This window comes from Okeania sp. SIO2F5, from assembly GCF_010692685.1.
Taxonomy (GTDB): domain Bacteria; phylum Cyanobacteriota; class Cyanobacteriia; order Cyanobacteriales; family Microcoleaceae; genus Okeania; species Okeania hirsuta.
The window spans coordinates 21,044-42,491 of record NZ_JAAHGU010000009.1 but is presented as its reverse complement, the minus strand read 5'-3'; the positions used below and the strand labels follow the sequence as shown (position 1 = coordinate 42,491).

General features: G+C 36.5%; 15 protein-coding genes. 5 read left to right on the top strand and 10 right to left on the bottom strand.

Annotated elements, in window-relative coordinates; translation table 11 throughout:
• Positions 1-750 precede the first annotated feature (750 nt).
• The 7 genes from F6K27_RS06445 to F6K27_RS06415 form a co-directional block, all read right to left on the bottom strand.
• On the bottom strand, positions 751-1,212 hold the full coding sequence (locus F6K27_RS06445) for a phage tail protein (RefSeq protein WP_287277874.1): 462 nt from the start codon (positions 1,210-1,212) through the stop codon (positions 751-753).
• 212 nt (positions 1,213-1,424) lie between these two features.
• A complete protein-coding gene (locus tag F6K27_RS06440; protein WP_287277875.1) occupies positions 1,425-2,510 on the bottom strand; it encodes a phage tail sheath C-terminal domain-containing protein in 1,086 nt (361 codons plus the stop codon).
• Positions 2,510-2,779 (bottom strand): hypothetical protein, encoded by a 270-nt coding sequence (locus F6K27_RS06435; RefSeq protein ID WP_287277877.1) that lies wholly within the window; start codon positions 2,777-2,779, stop codon positions 2,510-2,512. The genes F6K27_RS06440 and F6K27_RS06435 overlap by 1 nt, the downstream gene beginning before the upstream one ends.
• A gap of 418 nt (positions 2,780-3,197) precedes the next feature.
• Positions 3,198-4,013 (bottom strand): hypothetical protein, encoded by an 816-nt coding sequence (locus tag F6K27_RS06430; protein WP_287277879.1) that lies wholly within the window; start codon positions 4,011-4,013, stop codon positions 3,198-3,200.
• Between the two features lie 61 nt (positions 4,014-4,074).
• Positions 4,075-4,644, bottom strand: coding sequence for a DUF4255 domain-containing protein (locus F6K27_RS06425; protein WP_287277881.1), 570 nt, complete (start codon positions 4,642-4,644; stop codon positions 4,075-4,077).
• A 374-nt stretch (positions 4,645-5,018) separates the two neighbouring features.
• Entirely contained in the window at positions 5,019-5,939 is a 921-nt protein-coding gene (locus tag F6K27_RS06420; protein WP_375340851.1) for an ATP-binding protein, read from the bottom strand.
• A 109-nt stretch (positions 5,940-6,048) separates the two neighbouring features.
• Positions 6,049-7,857 carry a choice-of-anchor Q domain-containing protein gene (locus tag F6K27_RS06415; RefSeq protein WP_287300850.1) on the bottom strand — a complete coding sequence of 603 codons (1,809 nt, stop codon included), beginning with the start codon at positions 7,855-7,857 and terminating at the stop codon, positions 6,049-6,051.
• 882 nt (positions 7,858-8,739) lie between these two features.
• On the opposite strand from F6K27_RS06415, the gene ppk1 reads away from it, so the two are divergent.
• The gene (gene ppk1 / locus F6K27_RS06410) at positions 8,740-10,911 is read left to right on the top strand and encodes a polyphosphate kinase 1 (protein ID WP_287274227.1); all 2,172 of its coding nucleotides are present in this window, start codon (positions 8,740-8,742) and stop codon (positions 10,909-10,911) included.
• 954 nt (positions 10,912-11,865) lie between these two features.
• Here ppk1 and F6K27_RS06405 read toward each other — a convergent pair.
• Positions 11,866-12,744 (bottom strand): hypothetical protein, encoded by an 879-nt coding sequence (locus F6K27_RS06405; RefSeq protein WP_287274226.1) that lies wholly within the window; start codon positions 12,742-12,744, stop codon positions 11,866-11,868.
• A gap of 372 nt (positions 12,745-13,116) precedes the next feature.
• Positions 13,117-13,719 carry a DUF1517 domain-containing protein gene (locus F6K27_RS06400; RefSeq protein WP_287274224.1) on the bottom strand — a complete coding sequence of 201 codons (603 nt, stop codon included), beginning with the start codon at positions 13,717-13,719 and terminating at the stop codon, positions 13,117-13,119.
• A 352-nt stretch (positions 13,720-14,071) separates the two neighbouring features.
• On the opposite strand from F6K27_RS06400, the gene F6K27_RS06395 reads away from it, so the two are divergent.
• From F6K27_RS06395 to F6K27_RS06380, 4 genes are all read left to right on the top strand, one after another.
• Positions 14,072-14,284: a hypothetical protein gene (locus tag F6K27_RS06395; protein WP_287274222.1), complete on the top strand. Its 213-nt coding sequence runs from the start codon at positions 14,072-14,074 to the stop codon at positions 14,282-14,284.
• Between the two features lie 179 nt (positions 14,285-14,463).
• Positions 14,464-14,655 (top strand): hypothetical protein, encoded by a 192-nt coding sequence (locus F6K27_RS06390; RefSeq protein ID WP_287274220.1) that lies wholly within the window; start codon positions 14,464-14,466, stop codon positions 14,653-14,655.
• Between the two features lie 90 nt (positions 14,656-14,745).
• Entirely contained in the window at positions 14,746-15,156 is a 411-nt protein-coding gene (locus F6K27_RS06385) for a transposase (RefSeq protein WP_287274218.1), read from the top strand.
• A gap of 1,033 nt (positions 15,157-16,189) precedes the next feature.
• Positions 16,190-20,269 carry a PAS domain S-box protein gene (locus F6K27_RS06380; protein WP_287274217.1) on the top strand — a complete coding sequence of 1,360 codons (4,080 nt, stop codon included), beginning with the start codon at positions 16,190-16,192 and terminating at the stop codon, positions 20,267-20,269.
• 643 nt (positions 20,270-20,912) lie between these two features.
• Here the strand turns inward: F6K27_RS06380 and F6K27_RS06375 are convergent.
• Positions 20,913-21,443: a tetratricopeptide repeat protein gene (locus tag F6K27_RS06375; protein WP_287274216.1), complete on the bottom strand. Its 531-nt coding sequence runs from the start codon at positions 21,441-21,443 to the stop codon at positions 20,913-20,915.
• Between the last annotated feature and the right edge of the window lie 5 nt (positions 21,444-21,448).

Genomic DNA, 21,448 nt, shown 5'->3' with positions numbered 1-21,448 from the left:
GTGTAATTCCTAATTATATAGATGGCAAAATTTATATTGATAATTGATAGTTAATCCCTACTTGATTCAATACTCTTAGTCTTAATCATCAAGTAATTATCCATTATCAATTATCCATTCTGAGGAATTACGCAAAATGTGAAATTATACAACCATTCTAGGGATATTTTTGACATTCGCCCCTATAAATGGTGTGTTCCTCCCTGTGTAATTCCTAATTATATAGATGGCAAAATTTATATTGATAATTGATAGTTAATCCCTACTTGATTCAATACTCTTAGTCTTAATCATCAAGTAATTATCCATTATCAATTATCCATTCTGAGGAATTACGCAAAATGTGAAATTATACAACCATTCTAGGGATATTTTTGACATTCGCCCCTATAAATGGTGTGTTCCTCCCTGTGTAATTCCTAATTATATAGATGGCAAAATTTATATTGATAATTTATAGTTAATCCCCACTTAATTCAATCCTCTCAGTCTTAATCATCAAGTAATTATCCATTATCAATTATCCATTCTGAGGAATTACGGAAAATGTGAAACTATACAACCATTCCAGGGTGCGAATGGCAGAAACCCCCTACAAATGTTGTGTTTTTTCGGGTGTAATTCCTAATGATATAAATGGCAAAATTTATATTGATAATTGATAGTTAATCCCTACTTAATTCAATCCTATCAGTCTTAATCATCAAGTAATTATCAAGTAATTATCAATTATCAATTATCAATTATCAATTATCCAGCATACTCAATCTTAAGATTGCTCGCCATTAATTCTAAACTTTCAATAGCGACTTCATTGCTAGTAGCATTAAATGATGGTGCATCTAATTTCTTAGGGAAAGCATCTATTACCGTCCAAGAAACAACCGCTTCACCAGTTTCATCTAATAAGTCAATCCTAATGTCTCGCTTTTGTACCGTATTTAATTTAATTGTACTTATCCAGTTCAACAAATAGCTATCTTGTCTAACTATCCCTTTTTGTAGAGTTAGATTAACAGGAGTGTCTAATCCTGGCATATGCTTTGCCCCATCTTTATAACTCATGCCATCTCTATAGGTAATAGTCTCATATTCAATGCTTAATCCCGATACTTCTGAGAAAGCGTGGGAGTCATCTCCATCTATAGTGACTCGATAATAAAATACCGGAATAGGATAACTATTTTTGATTTCTTCTGCTGTAGTTGCCATAATTTATTTTTTCCTTGAAATTTCAATATTTAGTAGTTTTTTGAAGTTCAATATCACTAATTAAAACCCCAGAATACTTATAGTAAATTGCAATTTATAATGAATAATTATTTATTAGTTGATAATTAATTCATTATCTCTTTGTCAAGAGAAGCTTTCAATTTTTAGAGATTAATTATCAATTATCAATTATCCATTATCCATTATTAATCCTATGATTCCTGTAATTTGTGGGAGAATTTGAGGATAATAAACTCAGCAGGACGAACTGCTGCAATTCCAATTTCCACAATCATTCGTCCTTCTAAAACATCCTGTTGTGTCATACTTTTACCAAGTCCAATATTCACAAAGAAAGCTTCTTCTGGTGTCGTACCCGCTAGCGCCCCTTGTCGCCATAACCCCTCTAAATAACTGTCAATCATGGATTTGACTTTCAACCAAGTAATGGCATTATTAGACTCAAAGACAACAAATGCGGTAGATTTTTGAATTGACTCTTCAATCAGATTAAATAGTCGGCGCACAGGAATATAACGCCATTCATTGTCATTACCCGCTAGGGTTCTTGCCCCCCAAACTAAGGTTCCTTTTCCGGTAAAACTACGAATGGCATTGATGGATTTTCCAGCGGTAGGATCGACGTTAAGATCCTCCTGTTCTTCGTTACTAATTTTAACTGTTGGACCAAGTACCGATGCTAAACTCACATTAGCAGGTGCTTTCCAAACACCTCTATCCCGATCTACTTTGGCATATACTCCTGCTAAAGCAGCACTTGGGGATAATACAATTCGCTGTTTGCCTATTTCAGTTTTGATTTTGTTGTAGAGAGCGGTATTACTGCTTTTGATAGAATTTAGAGTTGACGGTGAGGGAAGAGCAGGAGTTGTAGTAATAGTTACAGAATCATCGCTGTAATAATAGTTCAGTGATGTCTGGAGGTAGGGATAATAAGCTGCACCATATTTTAAATAATCTGTACCAATTCCATTTCGGAAATTACTAACACCTCCTGTAGATGTTTGTTCTGGCAAAACGTCAAAAATAGCAAACCGATCTTTTAGTTTATTGCATTGCACTAAAGCTTGTGTACAAAGAGCGTAATAATCATCCTCTGTTGCTAAGTTAACTGCATCAGTAAGTAGGATTAAGGTAGGTTCATCTTCTTTTTCTAAAGCAGATAAACCTGCGACAAAATCAGCTTTTGCTTTAGGATCTTCACTGTAGTTACCAATAGAAACAATGTAACAAGCACCTCCTCCGTTATCAAAATAGAAGCGTAAAGCATAATACATTAAATATTTAATGTCGGGATTACTAATAGTCCCAATTCACCATCTTTTGTTGTTACATCAAAGCTCGATTCCTCAGCTTTACCAAACAAAGTTTCATAATCAAGAATCGAACTAATTCTAGTTGGTACATTCGTTAAATCTTCACCATCTTTTTCTGCTTTTTCTGTGTAACCAATAAAAGCTGGAATTCCTGTAGAAACTTCGGCCACTGAGGGAGGAATTGTCGAAATTTCTTCAACATAAACATTGGGAGTTTTATATGTTACCATTATTAGTCCTTTATTTGTTTTGATTGGCAAATTTTACCGAAAAATTGGGTTTAAAGCCTCCCCCTAAAAGGGGGACTTTGTGTTATACTTATATAAGTGGCAAAGGTATTCAACCACTCTAAAAACCTAGCTACTAATCGTAGCAAACTAGCACCTTGAAAACTAAAGTTATGGGGTTTTGCACAGTAATGCTTGTGCATGGAAAAGCTTTAAGCATCAAGTACCAGAGAACCAAAGTCTTTTAAGGTTTGAACTGTACCGTAGGGCATACGGGAACAGGCTCTTGAAATAGAGCAAACGCTTGGGGAGAGAACCATCTCTGGCTTAGGTATCGCTTGCGTATCTGATTTAAGTGGACTCATTGAACCAAGAATCCTGGTTTCAGGAGAATCTCCGTGCCTTTAGGCCGGAGAGTATGTCAAAGATATTTGAGAGCATTAATAACTTGAATCCCGTTATGATTGGGTGGATTAGGTAAATGTTCTATCCAGACATTTTCACTTTCTCCATTTCCATTTTTATGATGTACAAGTTGAATATTTTTTATGCCTCCTTCCTGACAGGGAATTTGTAAGTCAGATTTAAAGAGATACTGTTGAGATTGAGGAAATTGTTGACTCAGTGCCGAAAATATTGGATCGTTTTTTTCAGCTTCGGCTTTCGCAAATCGAGTAAATGTAATTTCTGCTTCTCTAGTTGTATCTTTATCTAGAATCAAGAATTCATTGCCATTAGTTATATTATCAGTTATTAGGTAATAGCACCACTGTTGTTTTTTGGCATGAAAGGTGATTTTATATTCACTACTTTTGCTCATTTTTTTAGGCAATGAGGAATTATTATAAATATCTACAATGCCAAAAATATTTTGTCCCTTGGGCAATTTTTGGATAGATAATTGAGTTTGAGTTATTTCTAAGTCTGACTCTCCTATTTGAGTATGATTTTGATTATTATATTGATAGATAGAATTATCAACTGGTTTCCAATCAATTTCTGTAAAATCTATAAAATTTTTATTTTTGAGTTTTAACTTAAAAGTTAATTGCAAATTTTCAGCAAGTTCAAACTCTGGTTTATTTTCTGAATCTACGGGTGCAACAACCACTATTCCGTTGACTTTATTTTTAACAATCAGACGATGACCACTCAGGATTTTACTACATTTAATTGTTGGCTCAACAAGAAAGTCAGGACATATATTGTCGCGATAATATTCGTGAAAAATACTCAATTCAAATAGTTTTTATAATTCATCATCTAGACTCAAATTATGTGACATTTTAACATCAAAACTAGAGATTTTGACTAATCACTTCTACATCAGTTATATCGGCATCAATTCCGAGACTATCTGTATCTGTAAAGACAACCATTCTAACTTTATAAATAACAGAAGGTATATAAGACATACCTAAAGCAGCCCATACTTCTCTTTGTTCAGTAAAAGGCAAATTAACCAATTCAAGGGTCAACTTTTCAATCTCATCATTGAGATTTGGAGAGTTATTATGGTCGAATAACCGATGACTTTGAAAATATTTTATAATTAGGGATAAGAACTTTAAAGACTGACTGTAATCTGTAAAATTTGCGGCAAAAAGAACATATAAATTGAGGTAAAGATTAGGGTTATTTGGCGCGTTCACACCCCCATGAGGCATCCTTTCATAAGCGGCACCAGAACGAAAAGTATAGTCTTCTTCTAAGTTGACTAATAACGTAGTAATGGCATTATCTTGGAAGGAAATCTCTTTCTGATTTCGTTCCTGAATAAATACGACCTCAAAACCCTGGGAGCCAGTTTTGACTCGAATGTAGTTGTTAAGTTTATTCTTGAGAAATGAGATAACATACTCGATCATAGGCAGTCAACTTTGGATTAACATTAAAAAGGTTTTTAGGTCTTACGTTGAGAGATTAAATCATGTTCGGGAATTAGTTATAAAAAAGTTCTTGTTTGTATTTGGGCTTTAGCAACCACAATATGCCAAGTTGCACTTTAGCGCAGCTTAAAGCTACTATTATCAGTGTTTTACCAATAGCGTAGCTCCCCAGGAGGGGACACATAATATCACTCGTTATAGGAATTGCCATAACAAACAAAATCCAAGGTAAAAAAAGAATAACAATAAAAGAAAGCTTTGAGGGAAAAATGAAATATTACTTTACTTTTAGAGCGAAACAGGTAAGTATTTGACTTTTGAATTTTGACTTCTAACTTGTGCGTAGCGCTATATTAATACCATCCTCTCGTTTCTTCATCAGTCAACAACCTTTTTAATTTGAGATACTCCCGTTGCGCAGCTTGCAGAATATGTCTCATCATTACAGGTTCATTTTCATCAGCAGCGATAAAAGCTGCATTTAAAGCAATATTGCGGATATTGCCCCCAGCTACCTTAAGTTGTCCTAGTAACTGATAGTCTAAACCTTGAGTTGGTGTTTGAGATGGGAAAATGCGTTGCCAAATTTTCGTCCGTGAAGGTGCTTCTGGAAACGGAAAAGACACCATAAACCGAATACGGCGCAGAAAAGCAGAATCTAAAGCATTTTTTAAATTTGTGGTGAGAATGGCTAAACCTTGATATGCTTCCATGCGCTGAAGTAAGTAAGATACTTCAACATTGGCGTGGCGATCGTGGCTATCTTGTACTTCAGTTCGTTTGCCAAATAGAGCATCAGCTTCATCAAATAGTAAGATGACTCCTCCAGTTTCGGCAGCAGTAAAAATACGCCCTAAATTCTTTTCTGTTTCCCCAATATATTTACTCACTACTGCATTCAAGTCTATGCGGTAAAGATCGAGGTGAAATTCATTAGCTAGTACCTCTGCTGCCATAGTTTTACCAGTTCCGCTTTCACCATAAAACAGGGCAGCTATACCTAAACCTCGATTCCCTTTACTGGCAAAACCCCATTCTTGGTAAACTTTTGCTTTTTGTCGCAGGTGAGTCGCTATATCTGTCAACACTTGACGTTGTTGTTCTGGTAAAACCAAGTCATCCCAAGTTGCAGATGTTTCAATGCGTTGCGCTAAACCTTCTAGTTGAGGACGAGCTTGAGTTCGACAAAAATCCCAAAGTTTTTTGAGATGTTCAGTGTGGAGTGTTGGATGTGTAGAATCTTCAATTTTAAGTTTTGACTTTTGAGTTTTCAATTGTTGACAGGCAGCTTGAATAGTTTTGTAACTCAGATTAACGCATCCTTAAAACTTTAACCTTTAGCGATCGCCTAATTTATGAAAAATACAGCTCATACAGTTACTTTTATGTTACATTATCAATATTTATGTAATATGTAAAGATGCCAGCGCTCATTGCTATAACTCCACCTAGAGTTTGGTTGTTTTTTAGGCTAAACAGTAAAGATTCAGTTTCGGGAGTTGGTGGTTGAGGTTCGGGAGTTGGTGGTTGAGGTTCGGGAGTTGGTGGTTGAGGTTCGGGAGTTGGTGGTTGAGGTTCGGGAGTTGGTGGTTGAGGTTCGGGAGTTGGTGGTTGAGGTTCGGGAGTTGGTGGTTGAGGTTCGGGAGTTGGTGGTTGAGGTTCGGGAGCTGGTGGTTGAGGTTCGGGAGTTGGTGGTTGAGGTTCGGGAGTTGGTGGCTGAGGTTCGGGAGCTGGTGGCTGAGGTTCGGGAGCTGGTGGCTGAGGTTCCTGTACTTCATAAGCACCGATATCTACCGTACCATTGACAATGCGATCGAATTCCTGCCCCCGTTGGTCGAACGTTAATCCTGTTGCACCTCCGTTATCCCCGGCATCAATAGCAATACTATCAGAGAGTAAGGCGTGGGTTTCAGTAGAACCACCGTTATTTTGTAGGGGACCCAAACCAGGATCGCCTGATAAAAATGGATTATAATGGCCGTCTTCAATCAAATTATTGACGTTAGTGTCGATCTTGCTAGTCTTCAGCACGGCATCGCGACCAGTGCTGTTGGCAATGATGGTATTGGTGAGGTTTGTCCTCCCTTCACTAAATAAACCACCTCCACGTCCATCAGCAGAATTACCATAAATGGTAGAATTGGTAATTGTTGCGATACCAGAACTACTGAAAATACCTCCACCATCAGCGCTATTACCCGCAGTACTGTTATAAGAAATAGTAGAGTTAGCAACGGTTAAATTGCCATTTTTACTGTAAACTCCGCCACCATCTGTTCGATCTAGGCCAACTGCTGAATTACCTGAGACAGTTGAATTGGTAATTTCTAGATCGCCATTACGGCTAAAAATACCGCCCCCATCAGCAGATCCGAACTCACTGGTCATTAATGTCGAATTATTAGCGATGGTTGAGTTTGCGATTGTCGTATTACCATGGCGGTTATAAATACCACCACCGCTACCCAGGGCAGTTCCTTCAAGAGTATTGCCAGAGATAGTCGAATTAGTAACCGTTATGTCACTATACCAACCATAAATCCCACCACCGTCACTCAGACCACCAGTGACTTTATTACCGGAAATAGTGCTATCAACAACGTTGAGCTGACCATTGCGGATGGATACACCACCACCGTCAGGGTCGTCACCAAAATCATTTTGAAATTCGGGGTTTCCGTCGGCTAATTGTCCCTTGACTTCATTATTAATAATATCTGTGTTGACGATTTTCAAATAACCACCATAACTATTGATTCCACCACCATCAATAGATCTGCCTATGTCGTATTGCCCCTCAATGCCAGTTGAGGTATTGCCGGAGATAATACTGTCTTGAACGGTCAGATTCTCGGAGGTGAAAATTCCACCACCACCACCTATTGGATTGCCTCCAGTAATGGTTAAGCCATCTATGAATACATCAATCAGATCGTTATTGCCGTTATCGATATTGAAGACCCGGAAGCCATTCTGTTGTGCATCCACTGTCAGCAGATTTGCACCTAATCCATTGATGGTGAGAGGATTGGTGATCGATAATTCTCCACTGGTCAGTCCGATGGTCATTCCTGTGAGGGAACTATCAAAGGTAATGGTATCGGCATCCGGCGTAGCATTTGCCATCGCAATAGCAGCCCGCAGACTGCCATTACCCGCATCCATGGTGTTGGTTACATTAAAAGTTGCCATAAGATTAGAATTTCCTGTTTATTTTGCCTAACTTTATCTTGATTTAGGGCTTTGTTGGATCAAAACACCATCAGCTTAATTTACAATGCTTTTATTAATAATAAAATCTTGTATGACACAGCAAGAGGTTCGGGATATTCATGGAACAAAGCTTGGAATTTACTATAACATAAACATTATTACTTTTGAGTGATTTTTTAGTGGCTTTACATAATCTTCATAATACCTTTACGCAATCTTCATAATACATAGATTTTCATCCACAAAAAACGGTTAAACAAAGCATTATTTTTTTTGCTAAGGCTACAAATTTTTACTCCTAAAAAATAGCACAGATATTTGTGCTACTGAAACTCAAAGAAATTCAACTATTATCATTTTCTTTGTGGGTTTAATACCCCACCGTCAACGGGGGTGTTCACGCATTACTTGGGGGAGCGAATCCCCATGTAATTTTCCTCCTGTCTCCTGTCTCCTGTCTCCTTCTTCAATACCATCATTTAAACATTTATTTACCAAACCATAACTTATCTAGAGAAAGATAGCAATCAGAAATAATTTGTCAAAAATCTAAGGATATATAAAAAATCTGAAACTTTTACCTCTATTCCCTGTTCCCTGTTAATAGTTCCCTAAATTCAAAGATATTTTTACCCGCAACTGAAATAGGATTGCTATCACAAACAAAGTCCAAAAAATTACTATCTTATTTCTATCACTTCATCCTGTGAAAAAATTGAACTTTACCACCAATTTAACTAGATTAATAAAAGTATCTAACTATACTAACTATTTATTAAAAAAGTATACTTTACAAAGGTTCAAGACTACCTTACAATCAATATTAATTTGAACAAATATCAAAATATACCTTAATTAACTATGTCCAAAAACAAAAAGAATGCGACAGAAAGTGCAGAAACTAACGTAGAAAAAAATTTTAGCGATCCACAATACTACTTTAATAGAGAATTTAGTTGGTTAGAGTTTAACCGTAGAGTTTTATCTGAAGGTTTAGACCCCCGTACTCCCTTATTAGAGCGTTTAAAGTTTTTAGGAATTTTTAGTTCTAATTTAGATGAATACTTCATGGTCAGAGTAGCAATTCTGAAAAAACAAATAGAAGCTGAAGTAAATAAATTAACTCCAGACGGTCGTACCCCCCAAAAACAACTTGATGGGATTAATCAAAGACTATTGCCAATGGTTTCTTTACAACATCAATTCTTTGAGCAAACCTTACGACCAGAATTAGTAAAAAATGGCATTCATATCCTACATTATATAGACCTAAATCAAAAACAAAAAACATACTTACAAAACTATTTTGAAGAACATATATTTCCTGTATTAACACCTTTAGCTATTGATGCTAGTCACCCTTTTCCCTATCTATCTAACCTCAGTTTTAATTTAGCAGTAATGCTGAAAAATCCTGAAACTCAGGAAGATTTATTAGCCAGAATCAAAGTTCCCAAAATATTACCTCGGTTTTTGCCCTTACCAGAAAAATTACAGACGCAAGAAAAGAATGAAACTGTACATTGGATGGGAGTGCCTCTCGAACAAGTCATTGCTCATAATTTGGGTGCTCTGTTTCCTGGTATGGATATCCAGGAATATCACCTCTTTCGGGTTACTCGTGATGCCGATCTATCAGTGCAAGAAGATGAAGGTGATGACTTGCTATTGGTAATTGAAAAAGAACTGCAAAAACGCCGTATTGGTGGTACCGTAGTGAGAATGGAAATTAATCCAACAATGCCGAGTACATTAAAAAAGATATTAATGGAAAAGTTGGAGCTATCAGAAAAGGATATATACACAGTAGATGGATTACTTGATTTAAAAGATTTGATGTCATTCATGGGGTTACCATTACCACAACTCAAAGATCCAAATTGGGCATCTACTATGCCATCACGGTTGCGAAATTATGGTGATCGCATAGCAACTTCTGACCATAATAAGAATAATGGTATAGACTTTTTTGCAGTCATTCGCCAGAAAGATGTATTGGTACATCATCCATATCACTCTTTTGCAAGTACGGTACAAAGTTTCATTACTCAAGCTGCCCACGATCCTAATGTTTTGGCAATTAAGATGACTCTCTACCGGACTTCTGGAGATTCACCTATTATTAATGCTTTAATTGCTGGAGCAGAAAATGGCAAACAAGTAGCAGCATTGGTGGAATTGAAAGCAAGATTTGATGAAGAAAATAATATTCAGTGGGCGCGGAAGTTAGAACAATCTGGCGTTCACGTTGTTTATGGTTTAGCAGGTCTGAAGACTCATACGAAAATTGTGATGGTGGTGCGTCAGGAAGAAGGTCATATCCGTCGCTATGTTCATATTGGCACTGGTAACTATAATCCCAAAACAGCTAAATTTTATACTGATTTAGGTTTATTTAGCAGTCGCCCAGAGTTAGGAGCAGATTTAACAGATTTGTTTAATTTCTTGACAGGATATTCGCGCCAGCAGTCTTATCGGAAATTGTTAATAGCTCCTGTAAATATGCGCAATCGCTTTATTAAGCTAATTAATCGTGAAATTGAGAATTGCCAAAAAGGAAAAACAGGTCGCATTGTTGCTAAGATGAATTCTTTGGTGGACTCGAAAATAATTGCTAAGTTATACCAAGCTTCTCAAGCAGGGGTGAAAATTGATTTGATTGTTCGAGGTATTTGCTGTCTGCGTCCTGGTTTAGAGGGTGTAAGTGAAAATATTAAGGTAGTAAGTATTATTGGGCGTTATTTAGAACATTCTCGTATTTTCTACTTCTATAATAATGCTCAAGAGGAGTTATATATTGGTTCTGCTGACTGGATGCCTCGTAATCTTGACCGTCGGGTAGAAGCTATTACGCCTGTTGAAGATCCTGACTTAACGAAAGAGTTGCAAGAGATTATGGGTATTCTGTTATCTGACAACCGTCAAGCTTGGGATTTACAATCAGATGGTCAGTATATTCAGCGTCGCCCTGTTGATAATTCTCCAGAATTGGGTTCTCATAAAATTTTGATGGAAACATCAATCAATAATTAGATATAGGCACTAGACATCTCCTCCACCCATAGGGAGTAGGCAGCTTTGCTGTAGGCAGTAGGGAACCCACCCCTAACCCCTCCCAGGAGGGGAAAGAATTGATATATCTAGTGTGAGAATTGATTTGATTTTTGATTTTTACCAGATGTCTACTAGACTAAATTAAACTAGAAGATAGTATTTTGGTTTAAACTGTGAAAGTAAGTTTTAATTTTGGGCGTTGCTGATTCTAGGTATGATTTAATAATTTTGTCTTTTGTATTTTTTATTTTGGATAGTTTGAACTACTTGTTAATATTAACTTTTCCCTATTAACTTTTCCCTATTCCCTATTCCCTATAAACTTACTTTCATACCTTAATTCAGCAATGCCTAATTTTGATATATTACTAAAGGAAAAGCAGGTGCAAATTGAAAAATTAAATTAGTGCTTAATCCACAATATTCAGAGGATGATTAACTCATAAAATTTAGAAGAATCTGATGATCCGAGTCAGGGGAAATATTTTTCCCACTGTTCCCTCTTCCCTGCTGTTCTTACAGAAGAACAGTAATATCATGTCTGGATAATTAGTAGACCTCTGGTGAAAAAGATATAGATTTTTTGCAGGAGTAGGCAACAGGCAAAAGATAAGATTTTTTTAAGATATTTTTACGAAAAAGGCACGAAAAATGATTTTTTAGGGTGATTTTTTCGTATCCAAAACCTGCTCTAATTAAAAGGTTTATTTATTTTCCATCAGATGTCTAGTGATTAAAAAAACTTTCTCCTCCTCTTTCTTCCCTCCTGACTCCTGAGGAGGTCCACCTGATTCCTCCGTCGTTTATTTATAACTGTTCAACCGGACATGATATAAGTAGCTAATTAATTCAAAATTTAGGGGCGAACAAATTTTCGCCCCTGCTCAAATTAATTAATTGTTGTGGCTATAATTTTAGATAAATGTGATTAATTTATCGGCGTCGTCTAGATCCAAAACCACCACCGCGACGAGAGGGAGATAACCCACCACTACCAAAACTACGACGTTGTTGGCGAGGTTTTGCTTGATTGGAACGACGCAAGTCACTGGCACTAGCACCGCTTCCTGTGGAACGATTGAGATTTTGCTGCTGTCTGCGAGTGTTGTTACTTCTAGTTGAATTAGTTACACCTGTAGTACGCAATGTTTGACGATTTTTCACTGCTGCTGGTGGAGCTTGATAACGTTCTTGATATCGGTTAACAGCTTGGTCATAGCTATTGCCATACCCACCATAACCAGTCATTACTCCACCTGGTTGATAAACTGGCGGTACATAATATTGAGGTCTGAACAACATATTACTAATTGCTCCACCAACTACCTGACCTGCTATTGCTCCAGCAAAAGGTGTCCAGAAATTAGACTCCCGACGCACAATTATTGTTTCTTGTCTACCTGTTTGGGGATCGGTTTGAGTTTCAGTTACGTTATGTACATATTCAATTTTAAAGTCTGGTTTAATGTGTAAACTAGCTTGGTTGCCATTAATCTCAGCATAGTTAGTTTTGCCTTCCTGAATTTCTTCCTCAGTCAAACTTGCCATTTGCAAATCTGTCGTACTATACATCGGTGGTGTACCTGACGGAGTATTCAGCAACATTAATGTATACTCACCGTTAGCATCATTATAAGTTGCCTGTTGTACAGGATATTGCCCCTGGGTTACTTGGTTTCGGTTTTGCTTAATGGGGTTGGAGGAAATATTGGGATTTGAGTTTTGATCTGAAGTTGTGTTTGAACTGCCACAAGCGACTGTTGTCCAACACAATGTTAAACACATAAACAATACCGTCAATTTACGCAACATATTTTACGATCGCTCCTAAATAATCTAATTTTGAGTGAGTGTTACTTATTATTATACCTTTATTTTACCTTTGAGAGGGGAATAAAGAAGTCAGAAGTCAGAAGTTAACCCACCCCTAACCCCTCCTGGGAGGGGAAGTAGGGGATGCGTGAGCAACCCTCCAAAAACCCGATCGCCTTAAAAGGCGAGGTTGCGCGACCCAATTATTTTGATCAACCGAACTATCTTAAGTTTTACCGAGAAATTGTAGTCTCAAGTCTCCCCTTTTAAGGGGATAAAAAAAAGAAAATTCCGTATTTTCGTAGCCTCCTTATTGGAGAGGTACTGTTAGCGTAGCTCCTCCGGAGGAGGCTAACTGATAACTGAAATAACCTACAGGGGAATCAATTCTGAAAAATTGAGTAATAGTTGTTCATTGTCTAACTCATCCCCTAAACGTGCTGGAGAAAAATGTATTTGAATACCTCGCAGTTTTTCTTGATAATGCAGATTAATTAAGGCTTTTAATGCTACAGTCATTGCATTCATGCTAGCAAGATCGGCTTCAATATCTGGCACTTCTCCCTGAAAAGCAACTGTGAGCATTACTACTAAATTACCAGTAGGTGATAAAGTTAAAGGTTGGTCATCTGCCTCATAATCTTCATTGTCCCCAGAGCTTAGGTAACGAGAGGCTGAGTCTGTAAAGAGTTCGTCAAAGAAATCTCCTGCTTCTCCTTCATCCCAGATCACATCTCCCTCATTAGAAGCAGACTGCCAATAGGTATCATACTGTAGGAGACTCTGACAGACTTCAACCAGTCTTTCTCCTGCTACTTCCAAGTTACCTTCTGATGCAACTATCTCCCTCACAGCTCGATTCAAAACACCCAATAAAGGCGTTACCTCTGAACCCGCTAAGTGAACAAATAAACGAGAGACAACAAATCGAGTTTTACCTGTAAATTTCTTGAAACTATCTTGCCAAGAACTCATAATTTACCTTCAAAAAAATCAAAAGTCAAAATTAAAAAGTCAAAAGTAATAAACGTTAATTATATCATGTTTGGATAATCAGTTATGATTAAAATTTAGTGGTTATATCAAATCTCATTAATTAGCCATAATAAAAATGTTTTTCTCTCTCATGCGTTGTTAGGAAGGATAGGTTAATCTCCCTATAGAAAATTAATCAAGCAATGGCTAAAGTAGCGAGTGTTTGACAACAAGCAATTCCACCCACCCCTCTAGCTTCCCTCCTGGGGAATGGGGGTGGGCACACCTCAAGGAGGGGAAATAAGTCCCCTAAAGTCCAAACGTCACATTACACGGTATGGAAGAAAGACTTATGGAATTTGCCAAATCTATAGACATGAAAAAACTGAAAGGATTGAAAACGCTGATTAAACCATCCTCCAAAAGTATCAGAACTCATTATCGAAAATTAGCAGAAAATCGAAAATTAGCAGAAATATGTTACCTTTATACATCTGCATCAGCTCAAACACTAATAGCTAAATTGGCGTTGCTGAAGAGCGTGTATGGTATTAATCTTAATTAATTATTTAGGAGTCAGTCCTCAGGAGTCAGGAGGGAAGAAATACAGTAGTTTCCCAAGTTATGAGGTACAGTTAGAAATAAGAATTTAATCATGTAGTTATCAAGTCATATCCAACAGAACTCCGAGAAAAAATAGTTGCTGCACATATTCACCAGAAAGTATCAATTCGTCGGGTGGTCATGATATTTTCTGTTGCTAAAAGTTTAGTGCAAAAACTGGTAAAGCAACAGAAAAAAGATGGAAATTTAGAACCCTTAAAACCTGGGAAACCAAGGTTTAGTCATCTGGCTAATGCAGATTTAGATTTAAAACAACTGGTATCAGAGCATCCGGATGCAACTTTAGAAGAATTATGTGAATTATTTGGATAAAAACAGGAAATTTGGTAAGTCGTACTGCCATATTTCGAGCTTGACAAAAACTGGGATTAAGCCGTAAAAAAAACACTTCGTAGTAGCCAAGTGGGGACAGAAAGAGTTCAAAAATTAAGAGCAGAATATGGGGAAAAAGTGAAAGATATAGACCCAGAAAATTTAGTGTTTATAGATGAAACAGGTGTAATGCTTGGTTTAACAAGAACTCATGCCGGTTCAAACAAGGGAACTAGAGTATATGAAATGAAGCCATTTTATCGAGGTCAAAAAGTTACAGTAATTGGTGCAATAAGTGTTAAAGAAGTAGTAGGGTTAATGACAATAAATAATTCCATGGATAGCAAAGCATTCAAAGTATTTATTGAACATTTTTTACTGCCTGACTTATGGCCAGGATCAGTAGTAGTTATGGATAATTTACCCGCACATAAACTAGCATCAATTGAACATAGAATTGAATCTGTAGGAGCTAAAGTCATAAATTTATCTCCATACTAACCGGATTTTAATCCCATTGAATTATGGTGGTCACAATTAAAATCTTTTTTACGGAGCTTTTCTCCAACTACAGCAAAAATGGTTGATAGAATCATCTCTGTGGCAATTAAGTCAATGAATCCTCAACATTTAAAAAACTGGTTTGCCAAGTGTTGTTACTGTGCCTCATAACAACGGAAAGCGCTGTAAGAAGAAAGAGTAGTATAAGAGAAAGTTTTTTGTTAACTAATTTGATATCATACCTCAAATCACCAACACCGCTAAATTAAATCCGGTAATCAGAGGATGGGTAACTACTACTCAACTCTAGTCAGTAAGGAGACATTTAAAAAACTAATAAATTAAATCCGGTAATCAGAGGATGGGTAACTACTACTCAACTCTAGTCAGTAAGGAGACATTTAAAAAACTAAATAGTCTTCTTTGAAGCTAGAAGCTCGGTTTTTTCCATAACGTTATTAAACGGACATAATATTATCATTTTCTTTGTGGGTTTAATACCCCACCGTCAACGGGGGTGTTCACGCATTACTTGGGGGAGCGAATCCCCATGTAATTTTCCTCCTGTCTCCTGTCTCCTGTATCCTGTCTCCTTCTTCAAAAATACTGATGTCAGTAATATTAATAAATATGGCGATCTAATCTGAGAAAAACAATTTCAACCCCAGCAAGCAAATTATAGCGATCGCTACAGAGAAGGATTTGCTTTAGAGTGCAAAGTCATCCAGCAAACCCAGAAAATAATTGCTATGGACAATATCATTATTCTGATTCCTTTTTATCATCATTTTGTCTTTTTCCTGTCAAATATTTTTACAGTTGAAACCAAAATGGTATTTAGTCTTTACCTAGCTAATGACATAATCTATAGCAGTAGAGTTATTGGCTCTTATTTTTGTGAACCCCATCAAAATTAGTACGCTTTAACTATATATAAATACAGATGTCAAAAACAATGATATTAGTTATGATATTAGTGAATGTTCAACTAATCAAAATAATATAATTTCCTAATATTAGCGAGTAAAAAGTTATGAAATCTGATGTCAATAGTTTGCGCACCTGGCAAAAACAGTTAGTTGATTTACAAAATGAAAATGCTATTATTCAAGAACGTTTATATCAGTTGGAGCAAATATTAGATATTTTACCTGAAAACTTGATTTGTCAAAATTTGACGAACCAGGAAATATTTTATAGTAATCGTGCTTTTCAACAACTCAGCAATGAAGATCAAACAGAAATTTTAAAATTCAGCAGGGAGACAAACCATAGACATCCAGTAGAAAAAACTACCCAAGTCAAACTAAATGATCATATAGAAGAACGCTATTTAGCTATCCATCAAATTCCTCTGCGTAATAGTCAAGGAAAAATTAGTTATTTAGTAACATTTTCTCAAGATATCACTGAATTGAAACAGGTTCAAAAGTCGCAACAGTTATTATACTCAATTATCAATAGCTTACCTCAAATGATTTTTTGGAAAGACCGCAACAGCGTTTTTTTAGGGTGCAACCGTTATGCTGCTCAAATTTGTGGTTTTTCATCACCTACAGAAATTATGGGTAAAACTGATTACGATCTCCCTTCGACCAAAGAAGAATCTGAGTGGTATCGGGAGTGCGATTTTAGAATTATGGAAACTAACACCCCAGAGTTTAATATGACAGAAACCCAACATCGTCCAGATGGTAGTCAAGCTTGGATCGATACCAACAAAATACCACTCCATGACCAAGAAGGAAATGTAATAGGTATAGTAGTATCCATCGAAGATATCACTGAGAAAAAGCACACAGCAGCACAACTACAAGAATTTACATATCGTTGGCAACGTATTGCTGCTAGCACCCCTGGACTTTTTTATCAATATTACCAATCTCCTACAGATCCTATAGGAAAATTTACTTTTCTGAGCGACGGTTGTGATGATATCTACGAAGTCGATCCAGAAGTTGCCCTTCAGGATAATAGTATGTTGTGGGAATTAGTTCACCCCGACGATCTCCCTACTGTTCAGCAGTCTGTAACTCAGGCATTCAAACTTGAAGCAATATGGCAAACAGAATATAGAATTACCACTCCTTCTGGCAAGCTCAAGTGGCTACAAGCAACTGCAATGCCATGCAAACAAAAAGATGGAAATGTCTATTGGGATGGCATTATTCTTGACACTACTGAACTAAAGAAAACTGAAGCTGCCTTGCGTCAGAGCAAAAAAAAATTAAGATATTTTTTTGAAAAGTCTCCTCTAGCTGCAATAGAATTTGATGCTGATTTTCGCGTTGTTGACTGGAATCATACTGCAGAAAAAATCTTTGGTTATAGCAAAGCAGAAGTCTTTGGTAAGTCAACCTCAGAATTTAATCTTGTTCCTCCCTCAGCTCAGGATGATGTAGCTCAAGTAATTCAACAGTTACTTGCAGGAACAGGAGGAACATTCAATATTAATGAAAACATAACTAAAACAGGAAAAATTATTATTTGTGAGTGGCACAATTTTGCGTTTTATGATGATGCTCATCAGCTAATTAGTCTTTTCAGTATGGCGCATGATGTCACAGAACGCCAAAAAATTCAGTCTGAATTAGTCGAACAACGACAGTTACTCAGAACTATTGTAGATACTTTGCCCCAAGCTATTTTCTGGAAAGACTGCAATAGTATTTACAAAGGTTGTAATAGTACGTTTATTAGAGAAATAAATCACCAATCTTGCGAAGAAATTGTTGGTAATACAGACTATAATTTTGCCTTGAGTGAGGAGAAGGCAAGATTAGAACAACAGAGCGATCAAGAAATTATGTTATCTGGCAAACCACAAATGCACTTAGTTGAACAAAGACAGCTACCTAATGGCAATCTGGTTTGGTTAGATACTTGCAAAGTTCCTTTAGTTGATGAAAAGGGTAGAATATTCGGTATTCTCGGTACTTATGCAGATATCACTGAACGCAAGCGAGTAGAAGAACAACTCAAACAGCAAATGATGGCAATTGAAGCAGCAATTGATGGGATTGCAATTTTAGTTGATGGAGAACATTACTCATACATAAATCATGCTCATGTGCAGATTCTCGGGTACGATAACCCAGAAGAGTTACTGGGTAAAAGTTGGCAAATTTTATATGAACCGGAAGAATTAGAACGTATTAAGAAAGAAGCTTTTTCTATAATTGATCGACAAGGTTTTTGGCGGGGAGAGTGTGTTGCTAAACGCAAAGATGGTACAAAGTTCTTCCAGGAAATTGCTTTGACAATGACAGATGTAGGACTTATTTGTATTTGTAGGGATATTAGCGATCGCAAGCAAGCAGAAGCCAAAATCAAAGAGAGTTATAACTTATTAAATGGAGTAATTAATAGTACGACAGATTTAATTTTTGCCAAAAATTTACAAGGAGAATTTCTGTTAGTTAACTCTGCTTTTGCCAATAGTTTTAATAAATCAGTTGACGATCTTCTTGGCAAGAATGAGACAGTTATATTGCCTCTAGAAGTTGTACGAGAAATCAGAGATAACGATCGCCAAACTATTAATAGTGGCATTTCAAAAGATTATGAGGAAATTGTGCCCATACAAGGTCAACTCAGAACCTTCCTCACAACAAAAACACCTTTTCAAGATGCTGAAGGCAATATTATTGGTATTGTAGGTATGACAAGAGATATTACTGAACTCAAGGGTACTGAACAAAAGTTACGAGAAAAGGCTCAACGAGAACAACTTTTTAACCAAATTATCAGTCAGATACGCCAGTCTCTGGATATTGAAACTATTTTAAATACTACTCTCAATAGAGTTCGGGAGTTGATGCAAACAGATCGATGCCTTTTTTCCTGGTATTGCACTGATGCAGAAGAACCTTATTGGTATTCTAGTAATGTATCTCAAATTCCAGGTTTGCCCGATATACCAGATAAATATCCAGCTTCAATATTAGGTTCGATTAATCAAAAGGCTTTGCATTTAGAAGTTATCAAAGTAGTTGATAATGACCTAGAACCAGATCGAATCTTTAGAAAATTGCTCAAATCAATAGGAATTCAATCTTTTCTGTCTGTTCCCTTTCAAAAAACATCAGGTCAAATTGGAGCATTAGTATGTCATAATCACACTCAGATACGCCACTGGAGTGATACAGAAATTAGTTTACTAAAAGCTGTAGTGGAACAGTTAGATATTGCCTTGACTCAAGCAGAACTATATAATCAAAGTCGCAGTAAGACAAGAGAATTAGAAACTACTCTCAAGAAACTGAAGCGGACTCAAACTCAGATGATTCAAAATGAAAAGATGTCTAGTTTGGGTCAACTTGTAGCAGGAATAGCTCACGAAATTAATAATCCCGTAAGTTTTATTTATGGCAATCTTTCTCATGCTAAGAAATATACTCAAGATTTATTCAATTTGATTGAGCTATATCAAACCCATTACCCTAACCCACATCCTGAAATTCAGGAAGAAATAGAAGCTATAGAATTAGAATTTTTGCAGGAAGATTTACCGAAACTTTTTAACTCAATGAAAGTGGGAGCTAATCGTATTGAAGATATTGTCAAATCTTTGAGAAGTTTTTCACGCCTTGACGAAGCTGAACAGAAACAAGCTAACCTCCATGAAGGAATTGATAGTACTCTTACTATTTTATACAATCGCATTAATAGGCGAGATCATCTTCCGGCAATAGAGATTGTTAAAAATTATGGTAATCTTCCACCAGTGGAATGTTATCCAGGACAGCTTAATCAGGTATTTATTAATATTATTAGTAATGCCATTGATGCTATTGAAGAAAAAGATGCAAAGCGGACTACCGAACAAATTAAATTAGAACCAAGTCTAATTGACATTTCCACTAAAGTTGTTGGTAAATTTGTACAAATGTGTATTCGGGATAATGGACCTGGTATTGCACCAGAAGCTAAAGAACATCTTTTCGATCCTTTTTTTACCACTAAGGATATTGGTAAAGGTACTGGACTAGGATTGTCTATTAGCTATGAAATTGTAGTTGAGAAACATGGCGGTAGCCTAAAATTTAACTCTAATCTTGGAAAAGGTACAGAGTTTGTGATCAAAATTCCGATGAAGCTCAGTAGTCAATAGCTAATAAACATCTCCAGAAAAGAGGGAACAGGGAACAGGTAACAGGGAACAGGGAACCCACCCCTCCCCCTCCCAGGAGGGGAGTAATTGATAATTTCTGGATAAGAATTGATTTTATTTTTTATTTTTGGAGATGTCTAATACACATCTGCGAAAAAGAATAGACTTTTTGCAGGAGTAGGGAACAGGGAACACTTAATATCATGTTCGGTAGAACAGTTATAATTAGGCTCGTAGTTTTGCTCTATCCCTAATATAAATATTGTAAGGGCTAGAGCAAAGCTACAAACAAAAACTTTGTTATCAGTAATTATCCCTTAGCGCAGCTCCCCCGGAGGGAGCACATGATATAATATCATGTCCGGTTGAACAGTTATAAATAAACGACGGAGGAGTCAGGTAGGGGAGCCGTCAGATTGGCGACGTACAGGAGTCAGGAGTCAGGAGGGAAGAAAGGAGAAGAGAAGGAGAAAGTTTTTTTATCACTAATTATCCGGACATGATATAACTGTGGACAGGGAATAGATTTTCACGCCAAAGACACGAAAAATTATTTTGTAAGTGACTGTTACAACTCTAGCTTATGTTAAATAAAGAGCAAGTTTATTTTCTGGAGATAGCTAATAGTTAACTAATTAAGATTTTATGAAGATGGTATTAAACGTTTTCTCATAGATTCTGCACGTCTTTTCGCAGTATCATTGTTTGGGTCACATTTTAGTGCTGATTCATACGCTTCTAAAGCTTGAGCAGTTAATTTTTTCTTCTCATAAACATGACCCAAATTATTGTAGGCAGTTACATAACTAGGGTCTATTTTTAATGCTTCTTTATATTGCCTAATAGCAATATCATATTGCTCTTTAGCAAAGTAAGAAAAACCAAGAGCATTATAAATTTTAGCAAAACTTTCTGAATTTTCTGAACCTTTTAATTTCAGAGCTTTTTGTAAACATTCAGTTGCTTGAGAATACAATTTTTTTTCTAAAAATATACTGCCAAGCTGATAATATTCATCTATTGTTCCCTGTTCTTTTGTCAGTTTACTTTTCAAATTAGAAAGCTGAATTTCAGTTTTCCTTGTCTTCGCAATCTGGCGAATGACAAATATACCTGCCACAGACAATAATATCAGTAGTATTAATAGGTATAAAACTGGTAGAGTGCTATCCATAATTA

Excerpts from the sequence above, each read along its gene's own strand:
- F6K27_RS06395 (WP_287274222.1), top strand. The coding sequence starts at position 14,072 with ATGGAATTTGCCAAATCTATAGACATGAAAAAACTGAAAGGATTGAAA.
- F6K27_RS06425 (WP_287277881.1), bottom strand. The coding sequence starts at position 4,644 with ATGATCGAGTATGTTATCTCATTTCTCAAGAATAAACTTAACAACTAC.
- F6K27_RS06405 (WP_287274226.1), bottom strand. The coding sequence starts at position 12,744 with ATGTTGCGTAAATTGACGGTATTGTTTATGTGTTTAACATTGTGTTGG.
- ppk1 (WP_287274227.1), top strand. The coding sequence starts at position 8,740 with ATGTCCAAAAACAAAAAGAATGCGACAGAAAGTGCAGAAACTAACGTA.
- F6K27_RS06400 (WP_287274224.1), bottom strand. The coding sequence starts at position 13,719 with ATGAGTTCTTGGCAAGATAGTTTCAAGAAATTTACAGGTAAAACTCGA.
- F6K27_RS06445 (WP_287277874.1), bottom strand. The coding sequence starts at position 1,212 with ATGGCAACTACAGCAGAAGAAATCAAAAATAGTTATCCTATTCCGGTA.
- F6K27_RS06375 (WP_287274216.1), bottom strand. The coding sequence starts at position 21,443 with ATGGATAGCACTCTACCAGTTTTATACCTATTAATACTACTGATATTA.
- F6K27_RS06390 (WP_287274220.1), top strand. The coding sequence starts at position 14,464 with ATGATATTTTCTGTTGCTAAAAGTTTAGTGCAAAAACTGGTAAAGCAA.
- F6K27_RS06380 (WP_287274217.1), top strand. The coding sequence starts at position 16,190 with ATGAAATCTGATGTCAATAGTTTGCGCACCTGGCAAAAACAGTTAGTT.
- F6K27_RS06440 (WP_287277875.1), bottom strand. The coding sequence starts at position 2,510 with ATGTATTATGCTTTACGCTTCTATTTTGATAACGGAGGAGGTGCTTGT.
- F6K27_RS06435 (WP_287277877.1), bottom strand. The coding sequence starts at position 2,779 with ATGGTAACATATAAAACTCCCAATGTTTATGTTGAAGAAATTTCGACA.
- F6K27_RS06415 (WP_287300850.1), bottom strand. The coding sequence starts at position 7,857 with ATGGCAACTTTTAATGTAACCAACACCATGGATGCGGGTAATGGCAGT.